The organism is Enterobacter sp. KB-221C9 (genome assembly GCF_041320715.1).
In the GTDB taxonomy this organism is placed as follows: domain Bacteria; phylum Pseudomonadota; class Gammaproteobacteria; order Enterobacterales; family Enterobacteriaceae; genus Enterobacter; species Enterobacter asburiae_D.
Window position 1 is genome coordinate 23,070 of sequence record NZ_JBGIWG010000013.1, and the last position, 14,559, is coordinate 37,628.

At 57.8% G+C, this 14,559-nt stretch carries 12 protein-coding genes; 10 read left to right on the plus strand and 2 right to left on the minus strand.

The window, feature by feature from the left end; all coding sequences use genetic code 11:
• Window positions 1-173: 173 nt before the first annotated feature.
• The 6 genes from AB8846_RS17860 (at window position 174) to AB8846_RS17885 (ending at window position 6,353) form a co-directional block, all read left to right on the plus strand.
• A complete protein-coding gene (locus tag AB8846_RS17860; protein WP_370733313.1) occupies window positions 174-1,694 on the plus strand; it encodes a sugar ABC transporter ATP-binding protein in 1,521 nt (506 codons plus the stop codon).
• Window positions 1,691-2,686 carry a ribose ABC transporter permease gene (locus AB8846_RS17865; RefSeq protein ID WP_370733314.1) on the plus strand — a complete coding sequence of 332 codons (996 nt, stop codon included), beginning with the start codon at window positions 1,691-1,693 and terminating at the stop codon, window positions 2,684-2,686. Before AB8846_RS17860 ends, AB8846_RS17865 begins: the two co-directional genes overlap by 4 nt.
• A gap of 32 nt (window positions 2,687-2,718) precedes the next feature.
• Window positions 2,719-3,660, plus strand: coding sequence for an ABC transporter substrate-binding protein (locus tag AB8846_RS17870; RefSeq protein ID WP_021242935.1), 942 nt, complete (start codon window positions 2,719-2,721; stop codon window positions 3,658-3,660).
• Between the two features lie 131 nt (window positions 3,661-3,791).
• Complete coding sequence (locus AB8846_RS17875) at window positions 3,792-4,478, plus strand: D-lyxose/D-mannose family sugar isomerase (RefSeq protein ID WP_370733315.1); 687 nt, start codon at window positions 3,792-3,794, stop codon at window positions 4,476-4,478.
• Between the two features lie 10 nt (window positions 4,479-4,488).
• Window positions 4,489-5,349 (plus strand): ketose 1,6-bisphosphate aldolase, encoded by an 861-nt coding sequence (locus tag AB8846_RS17880; RefSeq protein ID WP_370733348.1) that lies wholly within the window; start codon window positions 4,489-4,491, stop codon window positions 5,347-5,349.
• The gene (locus AB8846_RS17885) at window positions 5,346-6,353 is read left to right on the plus strand and encodes a carbohydrate kinase family protein (RefSeq protein ID WP_370733316.1); all 1,008 of its coding nucleotides are present in this window, start codon (window positions 5,346-5,348) and stop codon (window positions 6,351-6,353) included. Before AB8846_RS17880 ends, AB8846_RS17885 begins: the two co-directional genes overlap by 4 nt.
• Here the strand turns inward: AB8846_RS17885 and AB8846_RS17890 are convergent.
• Window positions 6,350-7,081, minus strand: coding sequence for a response regulator (locus AB8846_RS17890; protein WP_370733317.1), 732 nt, complete (start codon window positions 7,079-7,081; stop codon window positions 6,350-6,352). The genes AB8846_RS17885 and AB8846_RS17890 overlap by 4 nt on opposite strands.
• A 256-nt stretch (window positions 7,082-7,337) precedes the next feature.
• On the opposite strand from AB8846_RS17890, the gene fdhF reads away from it, so the two are divergent.
• The 3 genes from fdhF (at window position 7,338) to AB8846_RS17905 (ending at window position 10,756) form a co-directional block, all read left to right on the plus strand.
• Window positions 7,338-9,485: a formate dehydrogenase subunit alpha gene (fdhF, locus tag AB8846_RS17895; protein ID WP_370733318.1), complete on the plus strand. Its 2,148-nt coding sequence runs from the start codon at window positions 7,338-7,340 to the stop codon at window positions 9,483-9,485.
• Between the two features lie 322 nt (window positions 9,486-9,807).
• Window positions 9,808-9,960, plus strand: coding sequence for a Hok/Gef family protein (locus AB8846_RS17900; RefSeq protein WP_042719158.1), 153 nt, complete (start codon window positions 9,808-9,810; stop codon window positions 9,958-9,960).
• Between the two features lie 121 nt (window positions 9,961-10,081).
• Window positions 10,082-10,756, plus strand: coding sequence for a tetratricopeptide repeat protein (locus AB8846_RS17905; RefSeq protein WP_370733319.1), 675 nt, complete (start codon window positions 10,082-10,084; stop codon window positions 10,754-10,756).
• Between the two features lie 80 nt (window positions 10,757-10,836).
• On the opposite strand, the gene gltP is transcribed toward AB8846_RS17905, so the two are convergent.
• A complete protein-coding gene (gltP, locus tag AB8846_RS17910) occupies window positions 10,837-12,150 on the minus strand; it encodes a glutamate/aspartate:proton symporter GltP (protein WP_023310067.1) in 1,314 nt (437 codons plus the stop codon).
• A 423-nt stretch (window positions 12,151-12,573) separates the two neighbouring features.
• Here gltP and acs point away from each other — a divergent pair, with 423 nt between their 5' ends.
• Entirely contained in the window at window positions 12,574-14,532 is a 1,959-nt protein-coding gene (acs, locus tag AB8846_RS17915; protein ID WP_370733320.1) for an acetate--CoA ligase, read from the plus strand.
• The last annotated feature ends 27 nt before the right edge of the window (window positions 14,533-14,559 follow it).

Sequence of the window (14,559 nt, forward strand, 5' to 3'; positions counted from 1 at the left end):
AGGGGATGATCTGCTCCCTCTCCCTTTCAGGGAGAGGGCTGGGGTGAGGGTAATTCAATAACTGTGATCCACATTACCTATTCATAACTATGACAAATATGAACAGCTTCTGACATTTTGCATTTACGCACCTGTGATGAAGTGCAGATATCGGCATTCGCAGGAGATCCGCCATGAGCAGAACCCCGGTATTAGAGATGCGCAGCATTGCCAAAACGTTTGGCAGTTTCCACGCGCTCAAGGGTGTAGATTTGACGGTCTTTCCCGGAGAGATCCACGCGCTGATGGGGGAAAACGGCGCGGGAAAAAGCACGCTGATGAAAATCCTCGCGGGAGCCTATACCGCCACCAGCGGCGAGATCCTGATCGACGGTCAGCCGTTTCACATTAAAGGGCCGAAAGATGCGCTGGCCGCAGGCATTACCCTGATTTATCAGGAGATGCAGCTCGCGCCCAACCTGACCGTTGCCGAAAATATCTTTCTCGGCAGCGAGCTGTCGCGCGGCGGGATGGTCCAGCGCAAAGAGATGGCCGCCCAGGCGCAGGCGGTGATTGAGCGCCTCGGCGCGCAGTTCAGCGCCACCGATCGGGTGATGAAGCTGACCATCGCCGAGCAGCAGCAGGTGGAAATTGCCCGCGCGCTGCACCGCAACAGCCGCATTCTGGTGATGGATGAACCCACCGCCGCCCTCTCCTCGCGGGAAACGCACCGCCTGTTTGAACTGATTTTGCGCCTGCGCGATGAAGGGATGGCGATCATCTATATCAGCCACCGCATGGCGGAAGTGTATGAACTCTCTGACCGCGTCAGCGTGCTGCGCGACGGGCAGTACGTCGGCAGCCTGACGCGCGACAAGCTGAATGCCTCCGAGCTGGTGCGCATGATGGTGGGCCGCCCGTTAAGCGACCTGTTCAATAAAGAGCGTGATATTCCCCTCGGCAGCCCGCGCCTCAACGTCCACCACCTCACCGACGGTAAAAAAGTACAGCCGTGCAGCCTGCAGGTACGTTCCGGCGAAATCGTCGGGCTGGCGGGCCTGGTCGGGGCCGGGCGCTCCGAGCTGGCGCAGCTCATCTTCGGCGTGCGTAAAGCCACCGGCGGCATGATTGAGGTCGACGGCGAGCCGGTGGTGATCCACTCCCCGCGCGCGGCCATCGAAAACGGCATCGGTTTTCTCACCGAAAACCGCAAGGAGCAGGGGCTGTTTCTGGAGCTGGCGGCGCAGGAGAACATCACCATGGCGACGCTGGAGCGCGACGCCACCTTCGGCATGCTAAACCGCAAAAAAGCCCAGGCCATTTCCGATGACGCCATTGCCCTGCTCAACATCCGCGTGCCGCATTCGCAGGTGCGCGCGGGCGGGCTGTCCGGCGGCAATCAGCAAAAGCTGCTGATTTCCCGCTGGGTGGCCATCGGCCCGCGCATTCTGATTCTGGACGAACCCACGCGCGGCGTGGACGTCGGCGCGAAAAGCGAGATCTACCGCATCATGAACCAGATGGCGCGCAAGGGAGTGGCGATTTTAATGATCTCCAGCGAGCTGCCGGAAGTGGTGGGCATGAGCGACCGGGTGTACGTGATGCGGGAAGGCAGTATTGCGGGTGAACTTCACGGGCGCGACATCTCTCAGGAAAACATCATGACGCTGGCAACCGGCGTGAACGACACTCATCATCAGGCGGTGCAATCATGACACATTCAACCAGTCCGCAGCAGGTGGCGAAATCCGCCTCCGCAAAAAAAATGCTGATGAGCGATCTGATGCAAACGGTCGGGATCCTGCCGATTCTTATCCTGATTGTGGCGGTATTTGGCTTTATCGCGCCTAACTTCTTCACCGAGAGCAACCTGCTCAACATTACCCGCCAGGCGTCGATCAACATCGTGCTGGCGGCGGGAATGACCTTCATCATTTTAACCGGCGGGATTGACCTCTCCGTGGGCTCGATTCTGGGCACTACGGCGGTAGCGGCGATGGTGGTGTCGCTTATCCCTGAATTTGCCATGCTCTCGATTCCTGCCGCGCTGATGCTCGGCATGGTGCTGGGGCTGTTCAACGGCGCGCTGGTGGCCTTTGCCGGGCTGCCTCCCTTCATCGTGACGCTCGGCACCTATACGGCGCTGCGCGGCGCGGCCTACCTACTGGCGGACGGCACGACGGTCATTAACTCCAACATCAGCTTCGAGTGGATCGGCAATAACTACCTCGGCCCGATTCCGTGGCTGGTGGCGATCGCCCTGGCGGTCATTGCTATCTGCTGGTTCATCCTGCGCCGCACTACGCTTGGGGTTCACATTTACGCGGTCGGCGGCAATATGCAGGCGGCGCGCTTAACGGGCATTAAGGTCTGGCTGGTGCTGCTGTTTGTCTACGGCATGAGCGGCCTGCTCTCGGGCCTCGGCGGCGTCATGAGCGCCTCGCGCCTCTACAGCGCCAACGGCAACCTCGGCATGGGTTACGAGCTGGATGCGATTGCGGCGGTGATCCTCGGCGGCACCAGCTTCGTCGGCGGGATCGGCACGATCACCGGCACGCTGGTCGGCGCGCTGATCATCGCCACCCTCAACAACGGCATGACGCTGATGGGCGTCTCCTACTTCTGGCAGCTGGTGATCAAAGGGGCGGTGATCATCATAGCGGTGCTGATCGACAAATACCGTACCCGACACCATCAAAGTGCATAACAACAAAACCCTACAGCTTCGAGGAAAACCCTATGCGTTTGAAACCGTTAGTGACCGCGCTCTGTGCTGGCGCGCTGCTGGCCGCAACACCGTTTGCGCAGGCAAAAGATCTGAAGTCCATCGGCGTGACGGTGGGCGACCTGGCTAACCCGTTCTTCGTGCAGATCACCAAAGGTGCCGAGCTGGAAGCGCGTAAGCTGGCTGGCGATAACGTCAAGGTGACGCTGGTCTCCAGCGGGTACGATCTGGGCCAGCAGGTGGCGCAGATCGATAACTTCATCGCCGCGAAGGTGGACATGATCATCCTCAACGCCGCGGATTCCAAAGGGATCGGTCCGGCGGTGAAGCGCGCGAAGGACGCCGGGATCGTGGTCGTTGCGGTTGACGTGGCGGCGGAAGGGGCTGATGCGACCATCACCTCCGATAACACCCAGGCGGGCGAAATGGCCTGTAAGTACATTACCGACCGCCTGAAAGGCAAAGGCAACGTGGTGATCATCAACGGACCACCGGTCTCTGCGGTGCAAAACCGCGTGGAAGGCTGCCAGACGGAATTCAAAAAACATCCGGATATCAAGGTGCTCTCGGATAACCAAAACGCCAAGGGCAGCCGTGAAGGCGGTCTGGAAGTCATGACCTCCCTGCTGGCGGCCAATCCGAAGATCGACGGCGTGTTTGCGATTAACGATCCGACCGCGATCGGCGCCGATCTGGCCGCGAAGCAGGCTCAGCGCAACGAATTCTTTATCGTCGGCGTGGATGGATCGCCTGACGGTGAGGAAGCGCTGAAGCGCGAAAACTCCCTGTTTGTGGCGACCCCGGCGCAGGATCCGCAGGTGATGGCGGCAAAAGCGGTGGAGATCGGCTATGACATTCTACAGGGCAAACCTGCGCCGAAAGCGCCGGTGCTGATCCCGGTGACGATGATCGATAAAAAGAACGTCGGCACGTATAAGGGTTGGACGGTTAAGTAACCTCGTTGCGGCCTGATGCCCCCTCACCCCGGCCCTCTCCCCAAAGGGGCGAGGGTGTTCACGTTCCCTCTCCCCTTTGGGGAGAGGGTTATGGTGAGGGGTAAGGTTTTGCAAAAATTCCAGGAGTCCCCATGAAACGCTCCGACATCAATGAAATCCTCGGCCACACGCGACAGTTCTTCTCCATGCACGACGTGCATCTCCCGCCGTTTGCCAGCTTTCCGCCAACGAAATGGCAGCAGCTTGACCAGGCCGCATGGCAGGAGGTGTTTGACCTCAAGCTCGGCTGGGACGTGACGGCGTTCGGCGGCAACAGCTTTGCCGCCGAGGGTCTGACGCTGTTTACCCTGCGCAACGGCTCGCCCAACGGCGTGCCTTATGAAAAAGGCTATGCCGAAAAAATTATGCACGTGCGCGACGGCCAGGTGACGCCGATGCATTTTCACTGGCGTAAGCGAGAAGACATCATCAACCGGGGCGGCGGGAACCTGATTGTAGAATTGTGGAATACCGGTGCACATGAAGAGACGGAAAACACCGACGTGACGGTCACCGTCGACGGCTGCCGTCAGATCCACGCGCCCGGCAGCCAGCTGCGCCTCACGCCAGGGGAAAGCATCTGCCTGACGCCCGGTCTGTACCACAGCTTCTGGGGCGAACGCGGCTTCGGCGACGTGCTGGTTGGGGAGGTGTCATCGGTAAACGACGACGAGCACGATAACCACTTTTTGCAGCCCGTCGCCCGCTATAACAACATCGAAGAAGATGAACCGGCGCTGCTGGTGCTGTGCAACGAGTACAACCTGTTTCGGATATAAGGGGTGAATGATGCCATTGATTTCTCTTGCCGACGGTCTGGAGCACGCCAGGGCGCATCGCTATGCGCTGGGCGCGTTTAACGTGCTCGACTCCCACTTCCTGCGCGCGCTGTTCGCCGCCGCGAAGCAGGAACGTTCGCCGTTTATCATCAATATCGCCGAAGTGCATTTTAAGTACGTGTCGCTGGATTCGCTTGTCGAAGCGGTGAAGTTCGAGGCCGCCCGTCACGATATTCCCGTGGTGCTCAACCTCGACCACGGCCTGCATTTCGAGGCGGTCGTGCGCGCCCTGCGCTTAGGGTTCAGCTCGGTGATGTTCGACGGCTCTACGCTGAGCTACGAGGAAAACATTCGCCAGACGCGGGAGGTGGTGAAGATGTGCCACGCGGTGGGCGTGTCGGTAGAGGCGGAGCTGGGCGCGGTCGGTGGTGATGAAGGCGGCGCGCTTTACGGCCATGCGGACGAAGCGTTCTTTACCGACCCGCAGCGGGCGCGCGAATTTGTCGATTCAACCGGCATTGACGCGCTGGCGGTTGCCATCGGCAACGCGCACGGCAAATACAGGGGCGAGCCGAAGCTTGATTTCCCACGCCTGGACGCCATTCGCCAGCAGACGGGGCTGCCGCTGGTTTTACACGGCGGCTCCGGGATTAGCGATGCCGACTTCCACCGCGCCATCGCGCTGGGCATTCACAAAATCAACTTCTATACCGGCATGTCGCAGGCCGCGCTTGCCGCCGTTGAGCAGCGCATGGCAAACCGCCAGCCGCTGTACGATGAATTTGCCGAGCTGCTGCTGGGGATAGAAGAGGTGATAACGGATACGGTCGCCGAACAGATGCGCATCTTCGGCAGCGCGGGGCAGGCATGATGGAACGCAAAGGCATTATCGCCGCAGGCAATATGCTGGTGGATCACGTCCACCAGATCGTGCAGTGGCCGGAGCGCGGCTGGCTGGCGGAAATCACCCACAGCGAACGCTCAACCGGCGGCGCGCCGCTCAACGTCCTGCTGACGCTGGCAAAAATGCACGTTGGCCTGCCGCTGCAGGCGGTGGGGCTGATTGGCGAAGACGGCGACGGGGATTACATTCTGGCGATGCTCGACCAGTACCACGTCAACCGCCAGCGCGTACAGCGTACCACCTTTGCGCCGACCTCCATGTCGCAGGTGATGACCGATCCCAGCGGACAGCGCACCTTTTTCCACTCGCCGGGCGCCAACCGCCTGCTGGATCTTCCCGCCTTCGATCGCTTAGACGGATCGATGAAGATCTTCCATCTCGGCTACCTGCTGCTGCTCGACAGCCTGGATATGCCCGATGACGAGTTTGGCACCCGCAGCGCGCGGCTGCTGGCGCAGATGCGCGACCAGGGATATGAAACCTCGCTCGATCTGGTGTCCCGCAAGGGCGACCCGCGCTACCAGCCGCTGGTGCTCCCTGCCCTGCGCCATCTGGATTATCTGGTGATTAACGAGCTGGAAGCCGGGGAGTTTAGCGGCCTGACAATGCGTGACGAAAACGACGCTCCGCACATTGCCCATATCGCCGACGCCGCCGCGCAGCTGCTGGCGGCAGGCGTTCGCCAGCGGGTGGTGATCCACTGCCCGGAAGGCGCATGGGGTGAAGCACACGGCGAAGAAGGTGGCTGGATCCCATCATGGTTGCTGGAGCAGAAAGAGATTATCGGCAGCGTCGGCGCGGGCGATGCGTTTTGCGCGGGGTTTTTATACGGTTGCCATGAATCGCTGCCGCTCACGGAGAGCATTTATCTGGCGCACGCCTGCGCGCGGGCAAGCCTGCTGGCCGCCAACGCGATTGACGGCGCGAAAACGCTGGCCGAGCTGCAGCTGTTTATCAAAGAGAATACCTAGGCCGCTTTCTCACTATGGGAAACGTCGGTGGCAAACACATAGCCCAACCCACGGATGGTTTTGATGAGCGCGGGCTGATGCGGGTTAGCCTCGATCTTCCGGCGCAGGCGCATGATCAGCACGTCAATCGTGCGGTCGAACACGTCGGCGCTTTCGCTGTGGGTCAGCTCAAGCAGACGATCGCGGCTCAGCACCCGGCGGGCATTTTGCGTGAGCGCCAGCAGCAGGCCGTACTCGCCCTGGGTTAAGGGCACGGTATTCCGCTGCGGATCGCTCAGCTCGCAGCGGGTGGTATCAAGCGTCCATCCGTTAAAAGCAATGCCCGCGACGGGCGCTGCGGGGGTTTCTGCGGCAAGCACGCCGGTACGGCGCAATACCGCTTTAACGCGGGCGACCACCACGCGCGGGTTGAACGGTTTGCCAATATAATCGTCGGCCCCCATCTCCAGCCCTACTACCACGTCTGACTCACTCCCCAGCCCGGTTAACATCACAACCGGTAGCGCCGGACGCTGCTTTTGCAGCTGCAGCAGAACCTGCAGGCCATTGATATCCGGCAGCATCATGTCCAGCAGCACAAGCGCGATATTCGGCTCCTGTTGTACCTGCCGCAGTGCATCCTGGCCGTTATGGCAGACAAGCACGCTAAAGACGTGCTCGCTCAGCACGTCCTGAAGCAGTTCGCAGACTGCCGTATCGTCATCAACCACCAGAATCGCCGGTTTCATCGTATGCTTCCGTCAGGGGATTATGTTAAGTCTGAACCATTCTGCCGTCGGCTCCAGTCAAATGGTTTTTTCAGTGACGGAAATTCAACCCATGTCACATCCGCTGCCCTGTCGACACGTCAATTTTGACGATTGGCTGTTTTTTGTCAGGGTTTTCACCGCGAATGGGCCGTAAAGTCAGGGTATACCCATACAAAAAACATGGCATAGAAGCTGCATAGTGGGTGCGAATGATTCGATTAACTGGAGCAGACTGATGAAAAAAGTCGTCACGGTTTGCCCTTATTGTGCCTCAGGTTGCAAGATCCACCTGGTGGTCGATAACGGCAAAATCGTCCGGGCAGAGGCCGCACAGGGGAAAACCAACCAGGGCACGCTATGCCTGAAAGGTTACTACGGCTGGGATTTTATTAACGATACCCAAATCCTCACCCCGCGCCTGAAAACCCCAATGATCCGCCGCGAGCGCGGCGGCAAGCTGGAAGCCGTCAGCTGGAACGAGGCGCTGGATTACGTCGCTACGCGCCTTAGCGCCATCAAGGCCAAATATGGCTCGGATGCGATTCAGACCACCGGCTCTTCACGCGGGACGGGGAATGAAACCAACTATGTGATGCAAAAATTCGCGCGCGCCGTTATTGGAACCAATAACGTCGACTGCTGCGCTCGCGTCTGACACGGCCCATCGGTTGCAGGTCTGCACCAGTCGGTCGGTAACGGCGCAATGAGTAATGCCATCAACGAGATAGATAATACCGATCTCGTCTTCATCTTTGGTTATAACCCGGCGGATTCTCACCCTATCGTCGCGAACCACGTTATTCGCGCCAAACAGAACGGGGCGAAAATCATCGTCTGCGATCCGCGCAAAATTGAAACCGCGCGCATTGCGGATATGCACATCGCGTTGAAAAACGGCTCGAACATCGCGCTGTTGAACGCCATGGGGCACGTCATTATTGAGGAGAATTTGTACGACCAGGCGTTTGTCGCCACCCGTACGGAAGGCTTTGAAGAGTATCGGAAAATTGTCGAAGGCTATACGCCAGAGTCGGTGGAAACGATCACCGGCGTCAGCGCGCAGGAGATCCGCCAGGCGGCACGGATGTACGCAGCAGCGAAAACCGCCGCTATCCTGTGGGGCATGGGCGTGACCCAGTTCTACCAGGGTGTGGAAACCGTGCGTTCCCTGACCAGCCTCGCCATGCTGACCGGCAATCTTGGTAAAGCGCACGTCGGCGTCAACCCGGTACGCGGCCAGAATAACGTCCAGGGCGCGTGCGATATGGGCGCGCTGCCTGACACCTATCCTGGCTACCAGTACGTGAAGTTCCCGGAAAACCGCGCCAAGTTCGCGAAAGCCTGGGGCGTGGAAAGCCTGCCGGAACACACCGGATATCGCATCAGCGAGCTGCCGCACCGCGCGGCGCACGGCGAAGTGCGTGCGGCCTACATCATGGGTGAAGATCCGCTCCAGACCGACGCCGAGCTGTCTGCGGTGCGCAAAGGGTTTGAGGATCTGGAGCTGGTGATTGTCCAGGATATCTTCATGACCAAAACCGCGGCGGCGGCGGATGTAATTTTACCGTCGACCTCCTGGGGCGAGCATGAAGGCGTCTACACGGCGGCGGACCGCGGCTTCCAGCGCTTCTTTAAAGCGGTCGAACCGAAGTGGGATTTGAAAACGGACTGGCAGATCATCAGCGAAATCGCCACCCGCATGGGCTACCCGATGCACTACAACAACACTCAGGAGATCTGGGACGAGTTGCGCAGCCTGTGTCCGGACTTCTACGGCGCCACCTATGAAAAAATGGGTGAGCTGGGGTACATCCAGTGGCCGTGTCGCGATGAGTCCGAAGCCGACCAGGGGACGTCGTACCTCTTTAAAGAGAAGTTCGACACCCCGAACGGGCTGGCGCAGTTCTTCACCTGCGACTGGGTCGCGCCGATCGATAAGCTCACCGATGAGTATCCGATGGTGCTCTCCACCGTGCGTGAAGTGGGCCACTACTCCTGCCGTTCAATGACGGGTAACTGCGCCGCGCTGGCGGCGCTGGCGGACGAACCGGGCTACGCGCAAATCAACACCGCCGACGCGCAGCGCCTGGGTATTGAGGACGAAGCGCTGGTGTGGGTGAACTCGCGCAAAGGGCGGATCATCACTCGTGCGCAGGTCAGCGATCGTCCGAACAAAGGGGCGGTCTATATGACCTACCAGTGGTGGATTGGCGCCTGCAACGAGCTGGTAACGGAGAACTTAAGCCCGATAACCAAAACGCCGGAGTATAAATACTGCGCCGTGCGCGTGGAGCCGATTGCGGATCAGCACGCGGCGGAACAGTATGTGATCGACGAATATAACAAGCTGAAAGCCCGACTGCGCGAAAGCGCTATGGGGTGAAGCCGTTAATTCATCGTTGAATAAAGGGAGTGAGATATTCACTCCCTTTTTATTTCCGATTAACCCATCAATAATATCAATTATTATTCTGGAAACCGGCTCGCAGAAATAATGTAATTTTCGCGAAAAAGAATTACATCTTTGCATTTTAATTCAGAGGGATAAGATGTGCGGCGGGTGCTTAAGACTTTCTGTCTTGAGCATTGTTGAGGGACAGAAAGTAGGAGGCCCCGGGAAATTTTCATTTACCCGAGGCTACTCCCTCAACAACCAACATGTTGAGAGTAGCCTCTTATTCTTTTTTTGACAAGGAGTAAAAGGCATGACGCCATTAAAAACTGCGTTAGGCATCGTCTTTATTATTTGCCTGACGATAGTGATATTTACCTTTATTACTCGCGGCAGGCTCTGCGAGTTTTCAATAAAGAGTGAGCATCAGGAGGTGGCGGCTAAATTAGCCTGCAACGCTGGCTAACCTCTACGGGCGGAACATGGGTTCCGCCCGGCTTGTAGGATGCTGAGGTCTTAATGCACCCATTTTTTTCTTCCGCCACCGCGATTATACTGCGCGGCGTGTACCCAGATGATAAGAATCCATGAAACCCATTTTTCTGTTGTTATTCTTTTTAACCTCGTGCGCCTACGCGGATGAGATCGGCAGCCAGTATCAGAAGCAGGCGGAAGCAGGCGATGCCCGCGCCCAGTATTATCTTGCTGATACGTACTTCAGTTCCGGTGACAGCAAGCAGGCAGCGCTGTGGGCAGAGAAAGCCGCAAAAGGCGGCGATGTTGACGCCATGGCGCTGCTATCGCAAATCCACTTTACGCAGGGCGATTACGCACAGGCCAAGGCCCTGGCGCAACAGGCAAACATTGCTGGCAGCAAGCGCGGCGCGATCATGCTGGCACGCGTGCTGGTGAACACCCAGGCGGGGAAAACCGACTTCCCCCAGGCCATTAAACTGCTGCAAACGGCGACCGAGGATATCGACAGCGACTCCGCGGTTGATGCGCAGCTGCTGCTGGGGCTGATTTATGCCAACGGCGTTGAAGTGGCGCAGGATGACGCTCAGGCGGCTGCGTGGTTTAAGCGCAGTTCGTCTCTGTCGCGTACGGGATACGCAGAATACTGGGCTGGGATGCTGTTCCAGCAGGGCGAGAAAGGCTTTATCACGCCTAATAAACAGAAAGCGCTCTACTGGTTGAACCTGAGCTGTACGGAAGGGTTTGATACGGGATGCGAAGAGTTTGATGCGTTAAGCGGGGAGTAAAGTGCCGGGTGGCGGCTTCGCCTTACCCGGCCTACAAAACCCGTAGGCCCGGTAAGCGCAGCGCCACCGGGCTTAGGATGTTACTGGTCAGCCGTCTTATCAAAGCGACCCAGCACCTCGCGTTCATACGCCAGCGCTTTTTTGCGGTCGAATTTGTGTTCCCACTTGGCGATAACCAGCACCGCCAGGGCATTCCCCACCACGTTAAGCGCCGTACGCGCCATGTCGAGGATACGGTCCACGCCGGCGATAAATGCCAGACCTTCGAGCGGAATACCGACGCTGCCGAGCGTCGCCAGCAGCACCACGAAGGAGACGCCCGGAACGCCTGCAATACCTTTGGACGTCACCATCAGCGTCAGCACCAGCACGATCTCCTGCCACAGAGACAGGTCAATGCCGTACAGCTGCGCAATAAAGATAGCGGCGATACTCTGGTACAGCGTCGAACCATCCAGGTTAAAGGAGTAGCCGGTCGGTACCACGAAGCTGGTAATAGAGGCAGGCGCGCCGTAGGCTTCCATCTTTTCAATGATACGCGGCAGCACGCTTTCAGAACTTGCCGTGGAGTACGCCAGAATCAGTTCATCTTTCAGGATACGAATCAGGATCCAGATGCTCAGCCCGCACAGGCGCGCCACGATCCCCAGCACCACCAGCGCGAAGAACAGAATGGCGAAGTGCACCAGGAGCACCAGCTTCGCCAGCGGCCACAGGGAAGCAAAACCGAAGTTCGCCACGGTGACGGCGATAAGCGCAAACACCCCTACCGGCGCGTAACGCATCACCATGTGGGTCACTTTAAACATGGTTTCGGAGATAGAGCGGAACACGGTCACCAGCGGTTCGCGATGCGTCGCTGGCAGAGAAGAGAGTCCCAGACCAAACAGCACCGAGAAGAAGATGATAGGCAGCATCTCGCCCTTCGCCATCGACGCCACGATGTTGGTCGGCACCAGCGACAGGATAGTGCCCATCAGGCCATGCGCGTGGCTCTGCACGTCAGCGGTCGTACTTTGGTATTTCGAAATATCCACCGTTGCCAGCTGCGACATATCAATCCCGGAACCCGGCTGGAACACGTTCGCCAGCGTGATACCGAGGATAATCGCAACCGTAGTGATCACTTCGAAATAGATAATGGTTTTCGCACCAATACGGCCTAACTGCTTCGCATCGCCGACGCCCGCAATACCGACCACCAGCGTCGAGATCACAATCGGTACCACAATCATCTTGATCAGATGAATAAAGATATCCCCTGCCGGTGAAAGCAGGTTCGCAATCAGCCATTCGCGGCTGTCGCTGTGATAGTGGAGGTAACTGCCCAGCAAGATGCCCAGCACAAGGGCGATTAAGATCTGCCAGGCAAGGCTGACTTTAACGTTTTTCATAAAAACTGACTTCCTCAATGAAGCGCCTTATTCACTCAAACTGCATGAATATGGAGACATACTGAAAGGGTATGAATTGTGTTGCGTTGGTTTATGGGATTTTTTAACGCGGCGTATGAGTATCATTTGCGCGACCTGTTGCGCAAGCCTTAAAGAACGACGCATTTCACTCACAAAAGCGACGATGACGGGAGTTTGTTCTAATTCTGATAAATAACCTTTTGTTATAAAAAAGCTTTTTTAAACATAAATGTGAATAATCGTCAGCATAAATTATTTTCCTTCAAAGTTTCATTCGCTCATTTTTCATACTCTTCAAACAATGCGTGATCTGTAGCCCAAATACTAAACAAAGCTTGTAAAGCCCCTACAATTAACGTTTTTGCGACATATTATTAACATCTTACAAGGAGAAAAAAAGCCATGAGCCAAATCCACAAACATGACATTCCCGCAAATATTGCGGACCGTTGCCTGATCACCCCGGAGCAGTACCACGAGAAATATCAGCAATCTATCACCGCTCCGGACACCTTCTGGGGCGAACAGGGCCATATTCTTGACTGGATCAAACCTTATCAGAAGGTGAAGAACACCTCCTTTGCGCCCGGCAATGTCTCCATTAAATGGTATGAAGATGGCACCCTGAACCTGGCGGCGAACTGCCTTGACCGTCACCTTGCCGAGCGCGGGAACGAGACGGCCATTATCTGGGAAGGCGATGATGCCTCCCAGAGCAAACACATTACCTATAAAGAGCTGCACCGCGACGTGTGCCGCTTCGCCAACGTCCTGCTGGAAAAAGGCATTAAAAAAGGCGATGTGGTCGCTATCTATATGCCGATGGTGCCGGAAGCGGCGGTGGCCATGCTGGCCTGCGCGCGTATCGGCGCGATTCACTCGGTGATTTTCGGCGGGTTCTCGCCAGAAGCGGTTGCGGGTCGTATTGTCGATTCAAGTTCAAAACTGGTGATCACCGCCGATGAAGGCGTGCGCGCCGGACGCGGTATCCCGCTGAAGAAAAACGTCGACGAAGCGCTGAAAAACCCGAACGTCAAAACGGTCAGTAACGTCATCGTCCTGAAGCGTACCGGCGGAAAAATCGACTGGAACGAAGGGCGCGACCTGTGGTGGAGCGACCTGATTGAAAAAGCGAGCGACCAGCATCAGCCGGAAGAGATGAACGCAGAAGATCCGCTGTTCATTCTTTATACCTCCGGCTCCACCGGTAAGCCGAAAGGCGTGCTGCACACCACCGGCGGCTACCTGGTCTATGCGGCCACCACCTTCAAATACGTCTTCGACTACCATCCGGGCGACATCTACTGGTGTACCGCCGACGTGGGCTGGGTCACCGGACACAGCTACCTGCTGTACGGCCCGCTGGCCTGTGGCGCAACAACGCTGATGTTTGAGGGCGTACCAAACTGGCCGACCCCGGCGCGCATGTGTCAGGTGGTCGACAAACACCAGGTCAACATTCTCTACACCGCGCCAACGGCGATCCGCGCATTAATGGCGGAAGGCGATAAAGCCATCGAAGGCACGGACCGTTCTTCATTGCGCATCCTCGGTTCCGTGGGTGAGCCAATCAACCCGGAAGCCTGGGAGTGGTACTGGAAGAAAATCGGCAACGAGAAATGCCCGGTGATGGACACCTGGTGGCAGACCGAAACCGGCGGCTTCATGATCACCCCGATGCCGGGCGCAACGCAGCTGAAGGCCGGTTCCGCAACCCGTCCATTCTTCGGCGTGCAGCCTGCGCTGGTGGATAACGAAGGCAGCCCGCTGGAAGGCGCCACCGAAGGCAACCTGGTGATCACAGACTCCTGGCCGGGTCAGGCGCGTACCCTTTTCGGCGATCACGATCGCTTCGAGCAGACCTACTTCTCGACCTTTAAAAACATGTACTTCAGCGGCGACGGCGCGCGTCGTGACGAAGACGGCTATTACTGGATAACCGGGCGCGTGGACGACGTGCTGAACGTCTCCGGCCACCGTCTGGGCACCGCTGAGATTGAATCGGCGCTGGTGTCGCATCCGAAAATTGCCGAAGCCGCCGTTGTCGGTATTCCGCACAACATCAAAGGCCAGGCGATTTACGCCTACGTCACCCTGAACCACGGCGAAGAGCCGTCGCCAGAGCTGTATACCGAAGTGCGCAACTGGGTCCGCAAAGAGATTGGCCCGCTGGCGACGCCGGACGTGCTGCACTGGACCGACTCGCTGCCGAAAACCCGCTCCGGCAAAATTATGCGTCGTATCTTGCGCAAAATCGCGGCAGGAGACACCAGCAACCTCGGCGATACCTCAACGCTCGCGGATCCTGGCGTGGTGGAAAAACTGCTCGAAGAGAAGCAGGCCATCGCGATGCCTTCCTAGCGTTTTCTCCCTCTCCCCGTGGGAGAG

What these genes read in the sequence shown, in the direction of transcription:
- AB8846_RS17860 (WP_370733313.1), top strand. Translation starts at nt 174, where the DNA reads ATGAGCAGAACCCCGGTATTAGAGATGCGCAGCATTGCCAAAACGTTT.
- AB8846_RS17865 (WP_370733314.1), top strand. Translation starts at nt 1,691, where the DNA reads ATGACACATTCAACCAGTCCGCAGCAGGTGGCGAAATCCGCCTCCGCA.
- AB8846_RS17870 (WP_021242935.1), top strand. Translation starts at nt 2,719, where the DNA reads ATGCGTTTGAAACCGTTAGTGACCGCGCTCTGTGCTGGCGCGCTGCTG.
- AB8846_RS17875 (WP_370733315.1), top strand. Translation starts at nt 3,792, where the DNA reads ATGAAACGCTCCGACATCAATGAAATCCTCGGCCACACGCGACAGTTC.
- AB8846_RS17880 (WP_370733348.1), top strand. Translation starts at nt 4,489, where the DNA reads ATGCCATTGATTTCTCTTGCCGACGGTCTGGAGCACGCCAGGGCGCAT.
- AB8846_RS17885 (WP_370733316.1), top strand. Translation starts at nt 5,346, where the DNA reads ATGATGGAACGCAAAGGCATTATCGCCGCAGGCAATATGCTGGTGGAT.
- AB8846_RS17890 (WP_370733317.1), bottom strand. Translation starts at nt 7,081, where the DNA reads ATGAAACCGGCGATTCTGGTGGTTGATGACGATACGGCAGTCTGCGAA.
- AB8846_RS17900 (WP_042719158.1), top strand. Translation starts at nt 9,808, where the DNA reads ATGACGCCATTAAAAACTGCGTTAGGCATCGTCTTTATTATTTGCCTG.
- AB8846_RS17905 (WP_370733319.1), top strand. Translation starts at nt 10,082, where the DNA reads ATGAAACCCATTTTTCTGTTGTTATTCTTTTTAACCTCGTGCGCCTAC.
- gltP (WP_023310067.1), bottom strand. Translation starts at nt 12,150, where the DNA reads ATGAAAAACGTTAAAGTCAGCCTTGCCTGGCAGATCTTAATCGCCCTT.
- acs (WP_370733320.1), top strand. Translation starts at nt 12,574, where the DNA reads ATGAGCCAAATCCACAAACATGACATTCCCGCAAATATTGCGGACCGT.